The organism is Guyparkeria halopsychrophila (assembly GCF_044582135.1).
Lineage (GTDB): Bacteria > Pseudomonadota > Gammaproteobacteria > Halothiobacillales > Halothiobacillaceae > Guyparkeria.
Genome location: NZ_JBDODP010000011.1, coordinates 60,837 through 79,323 on the forward strand (window position 1 = coordinate 60,837; position 18,487 = coordinate 79,323).

Sequence of the window (18,487 nt, forward strand, 5' to 3'; positions counted from 1 at the left end):
CCAGTTACCGTTTCGAACGCGACTTGAGCGCCAACGCGGCCTGGTTGCGCAGGGTGCGCAGGCTGTTGAGATTGCCTTCCGTGAAGGCCGCGGCCGGGCCCTCGAGGTAGAACAGGCCAAACGGGGCACGATTGACGTGGAGGGGATAGGCCATCGCCAGGTCGCCCGTGCCCTGGAACTGCCAGTCGAAGATGTCGTCGCTGGGCATCTTCGGCCGGTGGATACTGCGATCCTCACCCGACTGGAACACCTGCGCCACGCGGCTGGTCTCGGAAAGCGACACGGTCATGCCAGGCTTGAATTCGGCGAACGACGCGCCCTGCCCCAGACGCGGAACCAGCTGCCACGCCTTGCGTTCCAGCATGTACAGCACGGCCAGATCCAGCCCTAGGCCCTCGTGCATCGCCTCGAGCATGCGCGCGAAGATCTGGCCGAGCGGCTCCTCGTCGGTCAATGCCTGTGTCGTCTGCTCAATGCAGGCGATCAGGCGCTCGGAACGCACCTCGGGATCCGGGTCGGCCGCCACCGACTCCTGGGCGGGCATGGGCGTGTCATGGTCGGCCTCCATGCGCTGCAGGAAGGCGGGCCGCTCGGCCGATGACAAGAGCTCCTCGTATTCGAGCATGTGGTCGCGTGCCACGGTGCTGGCGTCTTCGAAGACCGACGTCTCCACCTCGCAACGCCGTGCCAGGTCGAGCGTGTCGCGCCGGATGGCCTCCACGGAATCGCCACGAGCGATCACCTCGGCCGCCGTACGCGCCAGTTGCCCCAGTCGCAGGGCGCGCGCCTCGGGGGTCAACCGGGTGATCTTGCCCGAGGCGCGCGCGGTGGTGAGAAAACGCCGCGCGGATTCCGGCAGGCCCCACTGGCGGCAGACGTCACGGGCGAGCGCCACGGGTAATACGCCAACCACCTTCTGGATGGCCGTATCCTCGTCGAGCCCCTCATCACGACGGGCCCGCTCGATCTCGGCCAGGTGCTCGGGGGCATGGCGATAGACCAGCAGTGCCCCAAAGTCCTGGAACAGGGCGCAGAGGAACATTTCCTCGGCCGACAACCCGCCCAACTCCCGGGCCAGGTCCTGGGCGAGAAACGCCTGGTAAAGCGCCTGCAGGAAACGGCTTTGCAACAAGCGGCTGTGACGCTTGCTCTCGATTTGCTCGAACAGGGAAAGTGCCAGCGCGGCCAGCCGCACCTCCTCGAAACCCAGCACCGTCACCGCGCGGGTCACCGTGTTGATCTGGCCGCCCAGGTGGCGGTAGTGCGCGGCGTTCGCCAGCCGGAGGATGCGGTGGGTCAGCGCCGGGTCGCGCAAAATCAGCGCGGAAAGGTCATTGGCCGAGGCCAGTTCGTCATCAGTCAGCCGATACGCCTCCTGAACCGTGCGCGCGAACGCCGGAAAGTCCGGATTGCGCGCAATCCGCTTGAGGAGGGTGGATCGGAAGTTCTCTTTCACGTCTGGGGCGAGGTCCCGGTGCAAACAATTGGGCGGCGAGACTTTACCACGACGACCTGGCCGAATGGCGGCCAGGCACGCTACGCCTTGTTCCTTTTTCGGCGCCGATCAGCCGATCTTTAGGTAGTCACCACCGTGTTCCTTGAGAAAGGCGAGAAACTCGCGGGCGATCACTGACAGGGCCTTGCCGCGCGGGTAGACGATGTTCCAGTAGCGTTGCAGCGGAAAGCCCTCGACATCCAGCTTGACCAGCGGCCCGGCCTCGCTCTCGAGATTCAACGCATGCTCGGAGACCACCGAGATACCCAGTTGGCCGACCACCGCGTGCTTGATCGACTCGTTGCCCTCCAGCACCAGCCGCTGCCGAAGCTTGAGCCCGTGCTGGGCGAAGTGTTCTTCGACCTTGTGCCGAATGCCCGACCCCGGTTCGCGCATGATGAACGGCTCCTCGGCGATGCGCTCGATCGGGATGTGGCGCTCGCGGGCCAGCGGATGATCGCGGTGGGCGATCACCACCAACGGGTTGGGGGCGAAGGGAATCAGCTCAAGATCGATCCCACTGTCGGGTACGTGACCGATGATGTAGAGATCCGAGAGATTGTCCTCGATGCGCTTTAACAGCGTGTCCCGGTTGGAGACCTTGAGCTCCATCTCGATATCCGGGAACTGCTTAGCGAAATCCCCCATCGCCAGCGGGGCGAAGTACTTGGCGGTGGTGATCACCGACAGGCGCAACCGGCCCCTCTTCAGGCCCTTGAGGTCGTTGAGCGACATCTCGAGGTTCGACAGGGCATCGATCACGTCGCGGCAACCGCGGGCCACCAGGTTGCCGGCATCGGTGAGAAAGATCTTGCGACCCACCTGCTCGAATAACGGCATGCCCACCGTCTCCGAGAGGCTTTTGACCTGCGCCGAAACGGTCGGTTGGGTCAGAAACAACTCCTCGGCGGCCCGCGTGAAGCTTCCCAGCCGAGCCACCGCCTCGACGATCTCGATCTGCCGCAGGGTCGCGTGCCGAAGGAGGTAACGCGCCTCCGATTGCCGAGTCTCTTCCGCCATCATTCCTCTCCTGCCCGTCTTTGGTCGCCTGCATAGAACGGATTCTATGCAACAGCGACCACAAGATCGATGCAAACCCTGCCTGTCGCGCTCCGACGGAGGCCAATCCGCCCGCCCAGCGCCATGGTGAATGCCTACCAATGCATTGGGATGTGTCGCCCCATTTATTGACTATTATCTATACATAGACCCTAAGGAGGTCGGCTAGGCCCCGGCGTCTGTGTCTTGCCCAATGCCCGCCATGGCGGGCATTGATGCCGGAAATGGCAGGACAAGCGATCAATCATTGCCCCCCGAAGATCCGAGCAAAACCAACACATAGACGTTTATCAATGGATCACTTAGGCAATTCGAATTGGTGAACCAGGCCATGGATCACTACCTTTCGTCCTGCCGGCGGGTCCGTCTGCAACCACGCGGCGGACCCGACCAACCAGCCTGACCGGAGGGACATCATGACCACACTGACCAACTGGCCGATTGCCGGTGCCCTGCTCGCCTTGATGCCGTTGCTCCTGCTCGGTGCGGCGATCCCCGCCACCGGCGCGGGCGTCGAGGCGGCACGCCGCTACCGCCAGCGCGTGCGCTGGGCGGCCATCGGCGCCCTCGGGCTGGCCATCGTGGCCGCCATCGCCTTTCTTGCCGGCAGCCGGGCCCCACTGACGATCGCCGCCCTGCCCTTGCCGAGCGACATCGGCGCGCTGGCGCTGTCGATCCAGGTCGACCAGCTCACGATGGCGCTCGCCGTTCTGGTGGCCCTGGTGGTGACCCTGATCGCCCGCTACAGCGAGAAATACCTCGATGGCGATCCGCAGCAGGCGCGCTTCTTCCGCCTGCTGGCACTGACCGCCGGCTTCTTTCTACTGGTCGTGATCTCGGCCAACCTCGCCCTGTTCACCCTCGGCATCATCCTGACCGGCTTCTCGCTGCACAAGATGCTGCTGTTCTACCCGGACCGCCCGCGCGCGGTCATGGCGACGCACAAGAAGTCACTGTTCAGCCGCACCGCGGATGCCTGCCTGGTGGCCGCCACCATCCTGATCGGCCAGCAGGTCGGCAGCCTGCAGTTCGACGCGATCGCCGAGTGGGCCAATGCGCAGGACGGCATGCCGGTAGGGATGCATGCCGCGGCCTTCCTGATTGTGCTCGCCGCGATCCTCAAGAGCGCCCAGTTCCCGTTCCACGGCTGGCTGCTGCAGGTCATGGAGGCACCCACGCCGGTCTCGGCGCTGATGCACGCGGGCATCGTCTACAGCGGCGCGATCATCGTGCTGCGCACCAGCGAGTTTCTGCTCGCCCAGGGCAGCGCGCTGTACCTGCTCGCCATCGTCGGGCTGGCCACCCTGGTGATCGCCTCCCTGGTCATGCTCACGCAGACGGCGGTGAAGTCCTCGCTGGCCTGGTCGACCACCGGGCAGCTCGGCTTCATGCTGCTCGAGCTGGGCCTGGGCCTGTTCGCCCTGGCGCTGCTGCACCTGATCGGCCACTCGCTCTACAAGGCGCACGCCTTCCTCGCGGCCGGCAGCATCCCCGACCAGCTGCGCCAGCCCAAGCCCGCCGCGCGCCGCCGCATCCGCATCGGCACCTGGCTGCTCACCATCGTCGCCAGCCTCGCGCTGACCACGGCGCTCGCCGCGATCCTCGGCTTGCAAGTCAGCCACGAGCCGGCGCTGATTGCCCTGGTCGCGATCGTCGCGCTGGCCGTGGCCCAACTGGTGCTCAAGGCGATCACGGTCGCGCCGAGCGGCGCGGGTATCGCCCGGGCAATAGCGGTCGCAGCCGTCATGGCGGCTGTCTATTTCCTGCTCCACGAGGCCTTCGTGACCCTGTTCGGATCGACGGTCGCCGCGATCCCGGACACCCTCACGCCGGCCTACGGCCTGATGCTGGCGCTGACCACGATCAGCTTCCTGTTCCTCGCCTGGCTGCAGGGCCCCGGCCGCGATCACTTCAACGGCTCGGGCCGCAAGGGGCTGTTCGTGCATCTGTACAACGGGCTGTATGTCGACCTGCTGGTCGAGCGCGCCGCGCACCGCCTGTGGCCGCACAAGGTCGGTCAGCACCGGTCGCAGCACGACGTCGTCAAGACGCAAACCCCCGCCACCACGACCCCCTACTGATTCGCCGGTTTCCTACCGGGAGGACCCTGTCATGACTCTGGCAACGCAAGCACCGCCGGCCAACGCTCAGGCAACGCCGTCGACCGAACACCTCGATCTCGAGCAGGTTCGCCAACTGGCCGACGCGGCCGGTCGCAAGATCGCCCCGCTCTGGCCGCTGGACTCGTTCGTCGCGGTCAATCCCTACCTCGGCCTGATCGACCAGTCATTTAGTAAGGCGAGTGGCTATCTGGCCGCGATCGCCGGCGAGCGCACCGCCATGGATCACGAATGGTATGCCGCGCGTTGGGCTGATGGGCGCCTGACGCGCGAGCACATCGAGCGGGCCGTCGAGCAGCTGGGCAACCCGGTGGCCGTCGAGACGGTCATCAACGCGCTTGAATCGCATCGCACGACCAGCACCCCAGTGCCCATGCTGGTCGAGGCGCTCGATCGCCCCGGCGCGGCACCGATCTCGATCTTCGTGGTCGACCAGATCAGCCACTTCCTCGCCGCGCACTTCGACCGCGGCCAGGCAATCTGGAGCACGCCGGACGAGAGCGAGTCGCTGTACACCGCGTGGCGCGAGTACACCCTGATCGATCGCAGTGCGCGGGCTGCCGGGCTGGGTCAGGCACGACGCTATCTGCGCGAGGTGCCCACCGATCCGATCGAGGCGATCGCCTGGGCGATCGAGACCCTGCAGTTGCCCGAGTCGGTGCACGCCGACTACCTGTTCGCGGCCCTCAAATCGATCAACGGCTGGGCGGCTTATTGCCGTTACCGCCTGTGGGGCGCGGAGCTGACCGGCGGGACCTGCGACGATCTCACCGACCTGCTCGCCGTGCGCCTGGTCTGGGAGGCCCTTGCCCTCAAGTCGACCGACAGCGCCGCGATTCGCCGCGAATGGCAGCGCCAGATCGAGCGCCACCACGAGGCGATCGCCGCCGCCCAGAACGAGGCCATTATCGACGAGGTCATGCTCACGGCCACCGAGATCGCCTTCCGCGATCCGGTCGTCCAGCATTTCCGCGAGGCGACCGCGATCCGCAGCACGACAGCGGCGCGCCCACCGATTCAGGCGGCCTTTTGCATCGACGTGCGATCCGAGGTCTTCCGCCGTCACCTGGAAACGAGCTTTCCCGGGGCACAGACCATCGGCTTTGCCGGGTTCTTCGGCGTGCCGCTGGCCTACCGCCGCCTGGGCGAGTCGCAGTGCCGCACGCACACGCCGGTCCTGCTCAACCCGGGCGTGACCGTGGAAGACCACGTCGAGGACAATCCCGATCTGGCCGCACGCCGGCAACAGCGCATCGGCAACACCCTGTCGTGGAAGCAGTTCAAGCTCTCGGCGGCCTCCTGCTTCACCTTCGTCGAGTCGGCTGGCCTGACCTACCTGCCCAAGCTGATCGGCGACACGCTCGGCTGGCACACGCCGACCCCGCCGCCGGACGAGGCCGGGCTGACCGACGCGGAGCGCGCGCAGGTTCATCCGGCACTCGGGACGGAGGCCAGCGTGGACGAGCGCGTCGGCATGGCCGAGGGCATCCTGCGGGGGCTGGGTCTGACCGATGCCATCGCACCGATCGTGCTTGTGGCCGGACACGGCAGCACCACCACCAACAACCCGCATCGGGCGGGACTGGACTGTGGTGCCTGCGCGGGGCAGACCGGCGAGGTCAGCGCCCGGGTAGCGGCCGACCTGCTCAACGACCCCGTCATCCGTCCGGGCCTGGCCGAGCGCGGCATCGAGATCCCCGCAGACACGCGCTTTATCGCCGCGCTGCACGACACCACCACTGACGAGGTCGGCCTGCTCGACCTCGAGGAGGGGACTGTCGAGCAGGCGAAGCTCGACGAATTGCGCCAGGCACTGGGACAGGCCGGGGACCTCACCCGCCTGGAGCGCCTGGTCACGCTGCGCGAGAACCTGAGCGACAACCCGGCGGACCGCGAGGCGGCGCGCAAGTCCGTGACGCATCGGGGCCGGGACTGGTCCGAGGTGCGCCCGGAGTGGGGCCTGGCCGGCAACGCCGCCTTCATCGCCGCCCCGCGCGAGCGCACCCGCGATCTGGATCTCGGCGGCCGGTCGTTCCTGCACGACTACGACTGGCGCAAGGACGAGGGCTTCGGCGTGCTCGAACTGATCCTGACCGCCCCGCTGGTGGTGGCCAGCTGGATCAACCTGCAGTACTACGGCTCGACCGTGGACAACGAGCGCCAAGGGTCGGGCAACAAGGTGCTGCACAACGTCGTCGGCGGGCTCGTCGGGGTGCTGGAAGGCAACGGCGGCGACCTGCGGGTGGGCCTGTCGATGCAGTCACTGCACGACGGCGAGAACTGGCGACACGAGCCGCTGCGGCTGTCGGCCTTCGTCGAGGCACCCGCCGAGGCGATCGATACCATCATTGCCGGCAACCAGACGCTGCAACACCTGATCGACAACCGCTGGTTGACACTGCTGCGCCTCGATGACGCGGGCGAGGTGTTCCGTCGGCGCGGACACGGTGACTGGGTGGCCGAAACGACCTGAGGTCACCGGCATTCGCCGGTCACGACACCGAAAACGACAAAGGGCGCGGATTCATCCGCGCCCTTTTCTTTGTCCAGTCATCGTCAATTGCGATGCGTGTCGCTTCAATCGGCCACGCTGCCGCGCACCGGCATGGAGGCAAACCGTCGCCACACCAGACGCCAGGTCAACGGTTCGCGGCGATTCCACGGCAGCAACGACACCAGCCGAGCCATGGTGCAGTAGCCCACCGATACCTGAGCCCAGGTACCGATGGTCGGGATCCAGAACAGCCAACGCATCGGCTCGGGCAGCGCGACCAGTAGCAGAAGCAGATAGAAAAAGCGCACCTGAACCGGAAAGGCCGTCGGGCGCTCCGCCCTGACCGCGAAGTGCACCAAGTTGATCACGGTCAGACCGATCGCCAGCCACAGCCCGACCGGATCAACCAGCACCCCATAGGTCAGCAACACGGCCGTCACCAGCCAGTACCACCACCCGACGTCTTTCACCTCCAGCATCAGCATGGTCACGCTCCTTGTCATGGTTCTGAGTGTCGATTCCGAGCATAGCCTGCTTTTCATTAGCAGTCTATGCATATCGATATGCGACGCGGTCATCGCGCATCCCGTTCCCTTGGGAACTAGTAGCCTGGCTATCTTGTCGCAGGACTCGATCATCAACCACAAACGGACAGAACCAAGGAGTCCTCAATGCGAATTGCCCCCAGAACCCTCGCCGTACTGGTCACTGCTTTCGGCTTTTCCCACCAGGCCATGGCGGCCGACGCCCCGCACTGGACCTACGAGGGCGACACCGGACCGGCGAAATGGGCAACCCTGGATTCGTCCTTCAAGACCTGCGGGGATGGCGTGAACCAGTCGCCCATCGACCTGCGCACCCCCGTCGCGGCCGAGCAGTCTGCCCCGGCCTTCGACTACTCTGCCGGTGGGACTCACGTCGTCAATAACGGTCATGCCGTTCAGGTCGACTACCAGAAGGGCAGCACACTGACGCTCGACGGCCACGACTTCCAACTCAAGCAGTTCCATTTCCATGCCCCGAGCGAGCACACGATCGAGGGTCGTCATTTCCCGCTTGAGGCGCATTTCGTCCATGCCGATCCGGTCGGCAACCTGGCCGTGGTGGCCGTGCTCTTCGAGAAAGGCGAGGCCAACGAGGCGCTCGAGCCGCTCGTGGAGAACCTCCCTGACTCTGCGGGAGACGAGGTTGAACTGAATGCGGCGTTCGACGCAGCCGACCTGTTGCCGGCCGAGACCGAGCATTACCGCTACAACGGCTCGCTGACCACGCCTCCCTGCAGCGAGGCGGTCCGCTGGGTGGTCATGCAAGAGCACCCCACCCTCTCTGCCAAGCAGATCAAGGCCTTCGAGAAGGCGATCGGCATGGATAACAATCGCCCGGTGCAACCGGTCAATGCACGGGTGCTGATCGACTGATCGTATCGGCACTCAGGCCCTCCCCGATTGAGCTAAGCTCCCCATCAAGGCCGATGTGATCAACCGAGGGCCTGCCCGATGGATTCCGACTGGATCAAGCGCACCTATTTCAGCGATGAACAGTTGCGAGCCGCCGATGAGTATCTTCGGGAAGTCGGTGCAGACCTGTCCTTGGACCGGCGGATCACCGCCGGCCATGAAGGCGACTTCAGGCTCTTCGTCAACGACAAACAGGATCTGCATGGCTATCTGGGCCACACCGAAGACGGCACCATTGCGGTCATCGTCCCCGAGCCCCCGGCCTCCCTCAAGCAGGCCCACATGATCCCCGGCGACCAGGTGATCCTGCAGGCCGGCGAGAATCGCTTCATGGGACGACTACGACAAACCTTCCACGGACGCCGCAAAGAGGATCCTGGCGGCTCCTTCGTGATGACGATCCACCCCGCTGATGGATCGGCTGACGGTTGCCGAAAACGGGGGCAAATAGAGAAAGGGCGCGTCGCGACGCGCCCTTTCTACGTTTGGCTCCCGGCTGCGCCGCGAGCGGCCTTACCAGGATTTGTAGGGCAGGAACTTGCCGTTCATGGTGATCACGACGCGATCGCCGGCGGGGTTGGCCTCGCGGTCGATATCGAGCGAGAAGTCGATCGCGCTCATGATGCCATCGCCGAATTCCTCGTGGATCAGCTCCTTCATGGTCGGACCGTAGACGCCCACGACCTCGTAGAGGCGATAGATCAACGGATCGGTGGGCACGGTCTGCTCCCAGGTCTTCATCGGGCAGTCCTCGATCGCGGCCTTGGCCTCGGCGGGCAGTTCGAGGATCGCGACGAGCTTGTCGGCGAACTCGGGCTTGAGGCTGTTCATGCCCAGGCAGGCCGAGGTCACGAAGGTCGGCGACAACCCCACCCCGCTGGCGATATCGGCCCAGGACAGGCCCAACTCGGTCTTCTTTTCCAGGATCAGGTCGGTCAGTGCGTGCTTGGTCATCATGAGGGCATCTCCGTCAAGGGATCACGTTGGTTGGCTTGGGAAGGTCTGCACGAATAGCCAACGCCTCTGCGGGTCGCCAGGCGTCCAGATGCAAGGCGCCGTGCGCGGGCAATGGCCCGTCCCATTGGCAAGCACGGCAACGCCGTAGATGGGCGCCTGGCGGCTCGCCCTGCGGGGCTTTCCGGCTTGACCGCCCTCAGTGTTACCGATCCTCGCCGGGCAATGAGCCCGCCTTCGGATCGATGCCTTGATGGCGAACAAGCCGGTAAGCCAGAGGCATTGGCTATTCGTGCAGACCTTCCCTTGGTGGCCGGCAATGGCCACTGCCCGCTTCATTACAAGAAGCCTGCCAAGCCTCGTTTTTTTCTTTATTTCATAAGGTTAGACGGCCACCTCACCTGACGGCACACCCCGAATCGGACATTGTCCGCCCCGCACCGCACAAACATCGGACATTGTCCGACACTGCGCGCCCCACCACGGGGCGCCCCTGCCAAAAACGCTCTAAAACGACGCGTTGACGCCATTCCCGGTTGTTGGCACAGCCTCTGCAATGCAGTAGGCGACGGCGGGACTCGTCCAGCGAGATCCCGGCCCACGTCCAAGCCAATCCAAAACCGGAGTGAATACTCATGAGCACAGCAACCGCCCAACCCGTCGCCCCGTCCTGCATCCGCCAGGCGATCAAGGAAATCGATGCCGACGGCCTCAAGGCGCTGAGCGAGAAGGGCAAGGCCAACCCGGACGCGGTGGTCACGCTCAAGGCGAAGACCGTCTGCGAAGGCCGCTTTCGCAACCTGACCTACATCCGCGATCTCGACCCGGTGGTCGTCGACGAGCCGCCGCACCTGCTGGGCGACGACACCGCCCCGAACCCGTCCGAGGCCACCCTGGCCGCCCTGGGCGCCTGTCGGGCCGTGGGCGTGCACGCCAATGCCACCGCTCGCCAGATCAAGATCAGCAAGCTCGAGCTGAACATGGAAGCGGACATCAACGTCACCGCCGTCTGGGGCACGGGGGATCTCGACGAATCGAAGCCGCTGGGCTTTACCGCCATCCGCGTGTACTTCGACGTCGAGACGGTCGACCCGATCAGTGACGAGGACCTGCAGGACCTGCTGAATACCGCCGAGAAGTGGTCACCGGTGGCCAACACCATGACCCGCCCGGTCGACCTCTCCTGCCATCTCGCCTGATCACCGAGACGTCATCCAATCGGCCCGGTCCTCCGGGCCTCCTTTCGGAGATGATTCCATGACCCTCGCTACCCAAGCCCCCGTGGCGACCCGGCCGGATGTGGCCCCGCCCGAGGTGCCAAGCTTCCTGAAAACCGAAACCCCCGACCTCGACACGGTCATTCGCCGCGCCCTCAAGCCGAAGGTGATCGCGATCGACCACGGCGAATACCCCGCCGACCTGTTGCACGAAATCGGTGCGGCCGGCGCCTATCGCCACCACCTCGCCACCCAGAACCCGGCCGGCATGGATATCGCCGCGGCCATCGACGACATGGACCGCATCTCGGCCGAGTGCATGTCGACCGGCTTCATGACCTGGTGTCAGGACGCCGTGGCCTGGTATGTCGAGAACGCCGACAACCAGCACTTGAAGGACACCGTCCTGCCGAAGCTCGCCAGCGGCGAACTGCTCGGCGGTACCGCCCTGTCCAACCCGATGAAGTACTTCGCCGGCATCGAGGACATCCTGCTGCATGGCGAGGAAACCGACGACGGCTTTATCGTCAATGGCAACCTGCCGTGGATCTCGAATCTGGGCGAATCCCACGTGTTCGGCTCGATCTTCCACGTTAAGGGCGAGCACCCGCGCGACGTGATGGCACTGGTCCACACCGACACACCAGGGCTGACGCTCAAGCAACTGGTCGAATTCACCGGCATGGAAGGCACCGGCACCTACGCCCTCTTCTTCGAGGATGTCTTCATCGCGAAGAACGAGATCATGGCCGACCCGGTCGGCCCGTTCCTCAATCGCATCAAGGCCGGCTTCGTGCTGCTGCAAGCGGGCATGGCCACCGGCGTGATCGAAGGCTGCATCCGCCTGTGCGAGGACGTCGAACCGCGTCTCGGTCACGTCAATTGCTACCTCGACGACCGCCCCGACGAACTGCGCGAGGCACTGGAAGACGCTCGCGCCCTGGTGCGCGACCTGGCCCAGGACGTACACAACCCCGACCCGGCCTACTTCCGTCAGGTACTGGAACTGCGGCTCGCCGGCTCGGAACTGGCCCTGCGCGCGGCCAACAGCGCCATGCTGCATACCGGCGCGAACGGCTACCTCGTCGATGCACCCGCCCAGCGCAAGCTGCGCGAGGCCTACTTCGTCGCCATCGTGACCCCGGCGATCAAGCACCTGAGGAAGGAAATCGAGGCGCTGATCGACTGACAAGCACCCCGATAAACCTATTACGCCACCCGATTGCGGCGTCGCGTGCTCGCTCGCTCCTCGCCTATCCGATCGATATGTCCCGTCGCTCGCTCCACGGCTCCTTGCACTCGGGCGGCTCATGACGGTTTCTCGAGGTACTTGAAAATATGACATCCAGTGCCCGATTCGACACCCGACTATCGCTGACCCTGTTCGGCTTAATGCTGGCCTGGCTGTGTATCGAGGCCATCGACGTGACCCGCCCCAAGGCCGAGCCGCGACCAACCGCCCCATACGAATTGAATGAATTCAAGGTGACCCGCCATGAACACGCCTGAAGAAGACATCCGCTGGATCTGCACCGTCTGCGGCTGGATCTATGACGAGGACGAGGGCGACCCGGACAGCGGGCTGGCGCCGGGCACCCGTTTCGAGGACATCCCTGACGACTGGTACTGCCCGCTGTGCGGCGTGACCAAGGCCGACTTCATGCCCCTGCACGAGTACGCCGCCCAGCGCGCCGTCGAGGCGAATGCCCCGCGCCCCCGGGCCGTGCGGGGTGGCGTGGGCGGGCCCGACTCGGTGGTCATCATCGGCGCCGGCGTGGCCGGCTGGACGGTCGCCGAACAGTTGCGTGCCCGCGACCCCGACCGCCCGATCACGCTGATCAGCAACGACGAGGCGGCCGCCTACACCAAGCCGGGCCTGTCGATGGCGATCAGCCAGGGACGCGCGCCGACCGACCTGATCGAGCAGAGCGGGCCGACCAAGGCGGCCGCACTGGGCATCACCCTGCAACCGAACACCGCCGTGCTCGCCCTGAACACCGACGGCAAGCGACTGCTGACCACGCGCGGCCCGGTCCACTACGGGGACCTCGTGCTCGCGCTCGGTGCCCGCCAGCGTTTCCGCGCCTTCGATGGCGATGCCGCCAATCGCATTACGCGCCTCAATCACCTGGCCGCCTACCAGCGCCTGCGCGCTCGCCTCGATGCCGAGTCGCGGCATCTGACCATCATCGGCGCCGGGCTGATCGGGGTGGAACTGGCCGAAGACCTGACCGCCGGCGGGCATCGCGTGACCGTGCTCGATCTCGGCGAGCGCATGCTCGATCGGCTCGCCCCCGCCCCGCTGGGCAACGAATTGGGGCAACACCTGGCGGCCAAGGGCGTGGATTTTCGCCCCGGCACCAGCCTCGCCCGCGTCGATCACGCCGACGGTCGCCTCAAGGTGACGCTGACCAACGGCGGCGAGATCCACAGCGACGAGGTGATCTCGGCGATGGGACTGGTGCCCAACACCGCCCTGGCCCAGCGCGCCGGGCTGATCACCAACCGCGGCATTCTCGCCTCGGCCCAAACCATGCAGACCAGTGATCCGCACGTCTACGCCGTTGGCGACTGCACCGAGATCGATGGCAACAGCTACTTCTTTATCGAGCCAATCCGTCGCATGGCCCAGACCGCCGCCGCGGCCCTGAACGGCGATTGCGAACCGTTCGAACACCGCCCGGCGGCCATCCGCATCAAGACACCCAGCCTGCCGATCATGCTCTGCCCGCCCGATCGCAAGCTGGTTGACCTGGGCCGCTGGACGCCACACCCGGTCGACGCCGGCCAACGCAACGACTTTGTCAGCCGCGGCCAGTTGGCCGGTTATGCACTGGCCGGCAAGGCCGTCAGCGAACACGAATCCCTTTACCGGCGCGTCACGGGGCGCGCTAGTTGAGGCGGTCACACCCGTCGACTCACCCACCGAGGCCAAAAGCCTCAGGAGAAAGACATGAGCACCCCCCTCATCGAACCGCAGGACTTGCAGCAATTACTCGGCACCACCCCGGACGACGTGGTACTGCTCGACGTCCGCGACGTCGACGAGTGGATCGCCGAGAGCTCCTCGCCCTACGGCAAGGATTTCTGTCCGCGCAAGGGACGCCTGCCCGAGGCGGTGTGGATCGAGTGGTATCACGGGAACCCCTGCACGGTTCGATAGCGTCTCTGCGGGACCGCCAAGGGCCCAGGTGCAAGGCGCAGCCCTTGTGAAGGGCCGTCGCCCTTCACAAGGGCTGCAACGCCGCAGATGGGCCCTTGGCGGCCCGCCCGGATGGGGCTCGCGGGTTTGCCCGCACTCGGCGTTGCCGTCCCTCGACGGGCAATCAAGCCCACCTTCGGGCCGGCGCCTTGATTGCGGGCAAACCCGCGAGCCAGAGATGCCATCGAACCGTGCAGGGGTTCCCTGATGAAGCCCGGCGAGGTAGCGCGCTTCAAGTCGCCCAGCGAGATTCGCGCCGAGTGCGACAGCGTCGGCATCACCCCGGATTCCGAGGTGTTCCTGTACTGCTTCAAGGGCGCTCGGGCCTCCAACACGCTGGTCGCCCTGCGCGCCGCGGGCATCGAGAACGTGCGGTTGTATTTCGGTTCCTGGAACGAGTGGTCGCGCGACCCGAGCCTGCCGATCGAGGAAGGCCTGCCCTTCGTGGCCTGATACGATCCTGCAGAGCCATTGCATCGCTCTGAGGCCCGGCATGCCGGGCCTTTTTTTGCTGCGGGCCGAACGGACTCCCGCCCCAACCCACTCCCGGAGACACCGCCGTGAGTTCGATCACGCTCTACGACTTTCCCCTGTCCGGCAACTGCCACAAGGTGCGGTTGCTGCTCTCGATGCTCGAGATCGATCACGAGCGCGTCACTATCGACGTCGTCGCCAACCAGACCGCCTCGCCCCAGTTCAAACGCATCAACCCGCGCGGCCAGGTGCCCTTTCTGGTCGATGGCGAGGTGAGGATCTGGGACTCGATGGCGATCCTGATCTACCTGGCGCGTCGATACGGCACCACTCGGTGGCTCCCCGACGAGCCGACGGCCGAGGCGCTCGTGATGCAATGGCTGGCCGTGGCCGGCGACGAGTTGCTCTACGGCCTGGCCCGCGCCCGCGCCGTCTGGCGACTCGGTCGCCCCTTCAATCGCGAGCAGTGCCAGCAGGAAGGACGGGGCGGCCTGTCGTTGATGGAGCAACGACTCGCGCAGGCCGATTGGCTGGCCGCCGAGCATGTCACCATCGCGGATATCGCCTGTTACCCCTACGTGGCGCTGGCCGACGAGGCCGGTGTCACGCTGGAACCCTACCCCGCCGTCCGTGAATGGCTCGCGCGGGTCGAGGCCCTGCCCGGCTGGGTGCCGCTGATCGAACGCGAAGACGAAGGGGGTTGAAGCGACTCCACGAGGCGATACGGGGCGTCAGTCACGCACTTTGGGTCGGTCTTTCTCGAGCTGTTCCTGTGCCCGTGCCTGCACCGGGCCGGGGATCGCGGCGGCCCGCCGTATCGCGTCGTCCGCCTCGCCCGTCTGGCCGAGCGAACGGAGCACAAGCCCCAGGTTGAGCCAGGCGGCCGCGAAATCGGGGTCTTCCTGCACGGCGCGGCGAAACGCTTGAACCGCGTTCTCTCGCTCGCCGCTGGCCGCCAGGGCGTTGCCGAGGCCAAATTGCGCCAGGGCAAGGCTCGGCTCGCGAGCAACCAGTGACCGCCATGCGGGCAGGGTCGGCTGCGCACCCTGCACCGACTCGAACGCCGAGATCGCGCCGGCGGCCTCGCGGCCCACGGTAGAGACCGGCAATTCACCCGGGGGCAACGCCACGAAGGCCCAGCGGCCCGAACGCGCCCAGGTGGCATCGAATCGCCCCATCGCAACGTCCATGCGCGGCGTTTCGCCGCTGTGGAGCACCAGGCGTTCCTGGTCGAGGTCGTAGCCGGTCACCACCGCGTAGTGCCACATCGGCCACCACGCCAGGGCCAGATTCTGCAACACCGCCACGGAACGACCGGCCGCCACCTCCTTCAAGAGGGCATCCATCCGTCCCGGGATCACGAACGGGATCAGCCCGTGACGCCGGACGGTGGCCAGCATCTCGGGCTGGACGCTGCCATCGCGACCGGGCAGGAACACCTGTGGGATCAGCTCGTCGACACTCGCGGCACGCCCGCCGTGCTCGAGCACCATGGCCAACGTGGCAGGACCGCACTGGTAGTCACCCTGGCCATAAAACGGCACCTCGTCGATCAGGTGCCGATCCGGGACGGCCGAGCGCGTCGCCTCCGACAAGGATGGCGTCGTGGCGCAGCCACTGAGCAACAACAAAGCGGCCAGAAACGACAAAGCGCCCGGCCAGCGGGCGCTTTTGATCGATTGATATCGCATCGTGATCAGCGAGTGAACGGGAACACGCTGGTCAGTCCCAGCAGATCGGTCACCAGCAGGACGATGAACACCGTGAACAAGGCACCGACCACGGCATTGGCCCCCGCCGGCATCTGGTCAAGGCGTGCGTTCATCTCGCGCACTTCCTGATCGGACAAGGCCGCGACACGCTGTTCGACCTGCGCCGGGTCGACGCCCTGGGCGACCAGCTGGTCACGCACCTCGTCTCGGGAGAGCAACTCCACGACCCGTTCACGATCCACGCTGGCCTGATCGGCGTTCAACGCTTCCTGGGTCGTGACCAGCCCGTCGATCACCGACGACGGCGCGGCCATCGCCGATACGCTGCCCAAGGTAAACGACGCAATCACGAACGGCGTGACGATTCGAGCGACTTTCTTCATGACATCCACCCCCAGTGCAAAACCCATTTTTTCCCGGCAAAACCGGACACTTACAAGTCTAGTCCAATCCTGCCGGGTTTCCGGGCGCGCGCAGTCAGGGGGGCCTTGACCAACACGGGCGTGTCACGGACGGCGCAACCCCAATTTGTCGAGCCGATAGCGAAACTGTCGGGTGGTCATCCCCAGGCGTTTGGCCGCCTGTGTCTTGTTGCCGCCGGTTTCGCGCAATGCCTCAAGCAGCGCATCGCCCTCGTCCTCGCGCACCCAGCGATACCGAGTGCCCACCTCAGCGGGCGGTGGCGGGTTAAATCGAGCCACTCCCGTGCCCGGCGCGCCTTCGGCATCCGTGGACCGATCGGGAACCGATTGTGCAGCGGCCGGGGCGCTGCCCGCCTCGAGGTGATCGGTGACATGGGATTCATGCGTCAGGATCAGCTTGATGTCGGCCACGGTGATCCAGCCATTCTGCGCCACCAGCACCGCGCGCTTGATCACGTTCTCCAACTGGCGAATGTTGCCGGGCCAGTTGTAGGCGGCCAGGCGATCGAGCACGCCGGTCTCGAAGGCGGCATTGCGATCGAATTCCTGGCTGGCAACCTGCAGGAAATGCCGCGCGAGGAGCTTCACGTCGCCATCGCGCTCGCGCAGGGCCGGCAGGGAAATGGGAAAGACGTTCAGCCGGTAGAACAGGTCGATGCGAAAGCGGCCCTGGTTGACCGCCTCCTGCAGGTTCTTGTGCGTCGCGGCAATGATGCGCACGTCGACCGGCACGTCCTTGGTGCCACCCACCCGGTGGATGGTCTGTTTTTCCAGCACATGCAACAGCGTGGACTGCAAATCGAAGGCCAAGTCTCCGATCTCGTCGAGAAACAGCGTGCCACCGGAGGCGAGTTCGACACTGCCCTTCTTGGCCGACACCGCGCCGGTGAACGCGCCCTTCTCGTGGCCGAACAACTCGGATTCCAGCAGCGCGTCCGGGATGGCCGCGCAGTTGATCGCGATGAACGGCCCGTCGCAGCGCGGGCTGGTCAGGTGCACCATCCGGGCGAAGCGCTCCTTGCCGGTGCCGGACTCGCCGTTGAGCAGGACGGTGGCCTGGGTGGGCGAGACATGCAGGGTCTGGCGGACGGCCTGGCGCAGGGCCGGGCTCTCGCCGAGGATACCGTGACGCCCTTCCTGGTTGCTCGACAGGGCCTCGCGCAGGGATTCGTTCTCCTCGGCCAGCGCGGCGGTCTGCTCGCGGATCAGGTCGTCGACCTTGAGCACGCGGGCGATCAGCGCGGCCATGATGCGCAGCAACGTGATGTCGCGGTGTAGCGGGCGGTGGCGTTCGCGGATGCGATGGGCACCCAGCACCCCCATGGGCTGATCCTCGCTGAGGATGGGCACGGCGAGAAAGGCGACCGTCTCATCGGGCAACGTATCGCGTTCGACCGCGCGGGTGAGATAGACCGGCTCTTCGTCGATGTTCTGGACCACCGCCACCTGCCCGGTGCGCATCACCCGACCGGTGACACCCTCGCCCAGCCGGTAGCGGCCACGTTCGCGCTCGGCGGACGCCAGCCCGTAGGCATAGCGGATCTCCATGAACTCGCCACTGGCATCGGGCAACACCACCCGGCCGCGATTGAGGCCGGTGATCTGCGAGAGCAGCCGCAGCATGCGCCCGATCACGGTGTCGGGATCGTTCACGTGCGAGAGCCATTGCGTGGCCTCGTGGACGACCAGCAGTTCCGCATCGGCGCTGTCGGCGCGCGCCGACGATTGAATGACTTGCGCGTGGGTCATGGGGCAACTCCGGGCGAATAGATGACATTCCCGGAAGTGCAAGAAACAGGCCCATGACTTTGTCCGCCATTGGCGGGCATTGCGCACCGGCGGCGCTCATGCCGACGCACCAAGAACGGGACAAACCGCCCA

General features: G+C 65.7%; 18 protein-coding genes. 10 read left to right on the forward strand and 8 right to left on the reverse strand.

The features are described from left to right. Positions 1-4: 4 nt before the first annotated feature. Both ABGV18_RS06425 and ABGV18_RS06430 read right to left on the reverse strand, forming a co-directional pair. Positions 5-1,456 carry an HDOD domain-containing protein gene (locus ABGV18_RS06425; RefSeq protein ID WP_396582027.1) on the reverse strand — a complete coding sequence of 484 codons (1,452 nt, stop codon included), beginning with the start codon at positions 1,454-1,456 and terminating at the stop codon, positions 5-7. Between the two features lie 108 nt (positions 1,457-1,564). Continuing rightward, complete coding sequence (locus ABGV18_RS06430; RefSeq protein WP_396582028.1) at positions 1,565-2,515, reverse strand: LysR family transcriptional regulator; 951 nt, start codon at positions 2,513-2,515, stop codon at positions 1,565-1,567. A gap of 455 nt (positions 2,516-2,970) precedes the next feature. Here ABGV18_RS06430 and ABGV18_RS06435 point away from each other — a divergent pair, with 455 nt between their 5' ends. Beyond that, positions 2,971-4,635, forward strand: a complete 1,665-nt coding sequence (locus ABGV18_RS06435; protein WP_396585313.1) for an NADH-quinone oxidoreductase subunit L — start codon at positions 2,971-2,973, stop codon at positions 4,633-4,635. A 31-nt stretch (positions 4,636-4,666) separates the two neighbouring features. Continuing rightward, the gene (locus tag ABGV18_RS06440; RefSeq protein WP_396585314.1) at positions 4,667-7,147 is read left to right on the forward strand and encodes a YbcC family protein; all 2,481 of its coding nucleotides are present in this window, start codon (positions 4,667-4,669) and stop codon (positions 7,145-7,147) included. 104 nt (positions 7,148-7,251) lie between these two features. On the opposite strand, the gene ABGV18_RS06445 is transcribed toward ABGV18_RS06440, so the two are convergent. Then, a complete protein-coding gene (locus ABGV18_RS06445; protein ID WP_396585315.1) occupies positions 7,252-7,653 on the reverse strand; it encodes a hypothetical protein in 402 nt (133 codons plus the stop codon). 186 nt (positions 7,654-7,839) lie between these two features. Between ABGV18_RS06445 and ABGV18_RS06450 the strand changes: the two genes are divergently transcribed. Further along, positions 7,840-8,586 carry a carbonic anhydrase family protein gene (locus tag ABGV18_RS06450; protein ID WP_396585316.1) on the forward strand — a complete coding sequence of 249 codons (747 nt, stop codon included), beginning with the start codon at positions 7,840-7,842 and terminating at the stop codon, positions 8,584-8,586. Between the two features lie 12 nt (positions 8,587-8,598). Here the strand turns inward: ABGV18_RS06450 and ABGV18_RS06455 are convergent, their stop codons facing one another. Next, positions 8,599-8,829, reverse strand: a complete 231-nt coding sequence (locus tag ABGV18_RS06455; protein ID WP_396585317.1) for a hypothetical protein — start codon at positions 8,827-8,829, stop codon at positions 8,599-8,601. 309 nt (positions 8,830-9,138) lie between these two features. Next, positions 9,139-9,582: a cyanase gene (gene cynS, locus ABGV18_RS06460; RefSeq protein ID WP_396585318.1), complete on the reverse strand. Its 444-nt coding sequence runs from the start codon at positions 9,580-9,582 to the stop codon at positions 9,139-9,141. Between the two features lie 632 nt (positions 9,583-10,214). Here cynS and ABGV18_RS06465 point away from each other — a divergent pair. From ABGV18_RS06465 to ABGV18_RS06495, 7 genes are all read left to right on the forward strand, one after another. Further along, positions 10,215-10,778: an OsmC family protein gene (locus tag ABGV18_RS06465; RefSeq protein ID WP_396585319.1), complete on the forward strand. Its 564-nt coding sequence runs from the start codon at positions 10,215-10,217 to the stop codon at positions 10,776-10,778. Positions 10,779-10,836: 58 nt separating this feature from the next. After that, complete coding sequence (locus ABGV18_RS06470; RefSeq protein ID WP_396585320.1) at positions 10,837-11,985, forward strand: acyl-CoA dehydrogenase family protein; 1,149 nt, start codon at positions 10,837-10,839, stop codon at positions 11,983-11,985. Positions 11,986-12,134: 149 nt separating this feature from the next. Then, entirely contained in the window at positions 12,135-12,305 is a 171-nt protein-coding gene (locus ABGV18_RS06475) for a hypothetical protein (RefSeq protein ID WP_396585321.1), read from the forward strand. Then, on the forward strand, positions 12,292-13,695 hold the full coding sequence (locus ABGV18_RS06480) for an FAD-dependent oxidoreductase (RefSeq protein ID WP_396585322.1): 1,404 nt from the start codon (positions 12,292-12,294) through the stop codon (positions 13,693-13,695). The genes ABGV18_RS06475 and ABGV18_RS06480 overlap by 14 nt, the downstream gene beginning before the upstream one ends. Before the next feature lie 54 nt (positions 13,696-13,749). Beyond that, positions 13,750-13,959: a hypothetical protein gene (locus ABGV18_RS06485; RefSeq protein ID WP_396585323.1), complete on the forward strand. Its 210-nt coding sequence runs from the start codon at positions 13,750-13,752 to the stop codon at positions 13,957-13,959. Positions 13,960-14,205: 246 nt separating this feature from the next. Then, entirely contained in the window at positions 14,206-14,451 is a 246-nt protein-coding gene (locus ABGV18_RS06490; RefSeq protein ID WP_396585324.1) for a rhodanese-like domain-containing protein, read from the forward strand. A gap of 107 nt (positions 14,452-14,558) precedes the next feature. Beyond that, the gene (locus ABGV18_RS06495; RefSeq protein ID WP_396585325.1) at positions 14,559-15,176 is read left to right on the forward strand and encodes a glutathione S-transferase N-terminal domain-containing protein; all 618 of its coding nucleotides are present in this window, start codon (positions 14,559-14,561) and stop codon (positions 15,174-15,176) included. A gap of 27 nt (positions 15,177-15,203) precedes the next feature. Here ABGV18_RS06495 and ABGV18_RS06500 read toward each other — a convergent pair whose 3' ends face one another. From ABGV18_RS06500 to ABGV18_RS06510, 3 genes are all read right to left on the reverse strand, one after another. Continuing rightward, a complete protein-coding gene (locus ABGV18_RS06500; RefSeq protein WP_396585326.1) occupies positions 15,204-16,067 on the reverse strand; it encodes a PA2778 family cysteine peptidase in 864 nt (287 codons plus the stop codon). Positions 16,068-16,168: 101 nt separating this feature from the next. Next, positions 16,169-16,567: a PA2779 family protein gene (locus ABGV18_RS06505; RefSeq protein WP_396585327.1), complete on the reverse strand. Its 399-nt coding sequence runs from the start codon at positions 16,565-16,567 to the stop codon at positions 16,169-16,171. A 123-nt stretch (positions 16,568-16,690) separates the two neighbouring features. Next, complete coding sequence (locus tag ABGV18_RS06510; RefSeq protein ID WP_396585328.1) at positions 16,691-18,355, reverse strand: sigma-54-dependent Fis family transcriptional regulator; 1,665 nt, start codon at positions 18,353-18,355, stop codon at positions 16,691-16,693. Positions 18,356-18,487: the final 132 nt, after the last annotated feature.

What these genes read in the sequence shown, in the direction of transcription:
- ABGV18_RS06485 (WP_396585323.1), top strand. Translation starts at nt 13,750, where the DNA reads ATGAGCACCCCCCTCATCGAACCGCAGGACTTGCAGCAATTACTCGGC.
- cynS (WP_396585318.1), bottom strand. Translation starts at nt 9,582, where the DNA reads ATGATGACCAAGCACGCACTGACCGACCTGATCCTGGAAAAGAAGACC.
- ABGV18_RS06480 (WP_396585322.1), top strand. Translation starts at nt 12,292, where the DNA reads ATGAACACGCCTGAAGAAGACATCCGCTGGATCTGCACCGTCTGCGGC.
- ABGV18_RS06430 (WP_396582028.1), bottom strand. Translation starts at nt 2,515, where the DNA reads ATGGCGGAAGAGACTCGGCAATCGGAGGCGCGTTACCTCCTTCGGCAC.
- ABGV18_RS06470 (WP_396585320.1), top strand. Translation starts at nt 10,837, where the DNA reads ATGACCCTCGCTACCCAAGCCCCCGTGGCGACCCGGCCGGATGTGGCC.
- ABGV18_RS06465 (WP_396585319.1), top strand. Translation starts at nt 10,215, where the DNA reads ATGAGCACAGCAACCGCCCAACCCGTCGCCCCGTCCTGCATCCGCCAG.
- ABGV18_RS06475 (WP_396585321.1), top strand. Translation starts at nt 12,135, where the DNA reads ATGACATCCAGTGCCCGATTCGACACCCGACTATCGCTGACCCTGTTC.
- ABGV18_RS06455 (WP_396585317.1), bottom strand. Translation starts at nt 8,829, where the DNA reads ATGCAGATCCTGTTTGTCGTTGACGAAGAGCCTGAAGTCGCCTTCATG.
- ABGV18_RS06510 (WP_396585328.1), bottom strand. Translation starts at nt 18,355, where the DNA reads ATGACCCACGCGCAAGTCATTCAATCGTCGGCGCGCGCCGACAGCGCC.
- ABGV18_RS06490 (WP_396585324.1), top strand. Translation starts at nt 14,206, where the DNA reads ATGAAGCCCGGCGAGGTAGCGCGCTTCAAGTCGCCCAGCGAGATTCGC.
- ABGV18_RS06445 (WP_396585315.1), bottom strand. Translation starts at nt 7,653, where the DNA reads ATGCTGATGCTGGAGGTGAAAGACGTCGGGTGGTGGTACTGGCTGGTG.
- ABGV18_RS06440 (WP_396585314.1), top strand. Translation starts at nt 4,667, where the DNA reads ATGACTCTGGCAACGCAAGCACCGCCGGCCAACGCTCAGGCAACGCCG.
- ABGV18_RS06450 (WP_396585316.1), top strand. Translation starts at nt 7,840, where the DNA reads ATGCGAATTGCCCCCAGAACCCTCGCCGTACTGGTCACTGCTTTCGGC.
- ABGV18_RS06505 (WP_396585327.1), bottom strand. Translation starts at nt 16,567, where the DNA reads ATGAAGAAAGTCGCTCGAATCGTCACGCCGTTCGTGATTGCGTCGTTT.
- ABGV18_RS06435 (WP_396585313.1), top strand. Translation starts at nt 2,971, where the DNA reads ATGACCACACTGACCAACTGGCCGATTGCCGGTGCCCTGCTCGCCTTG.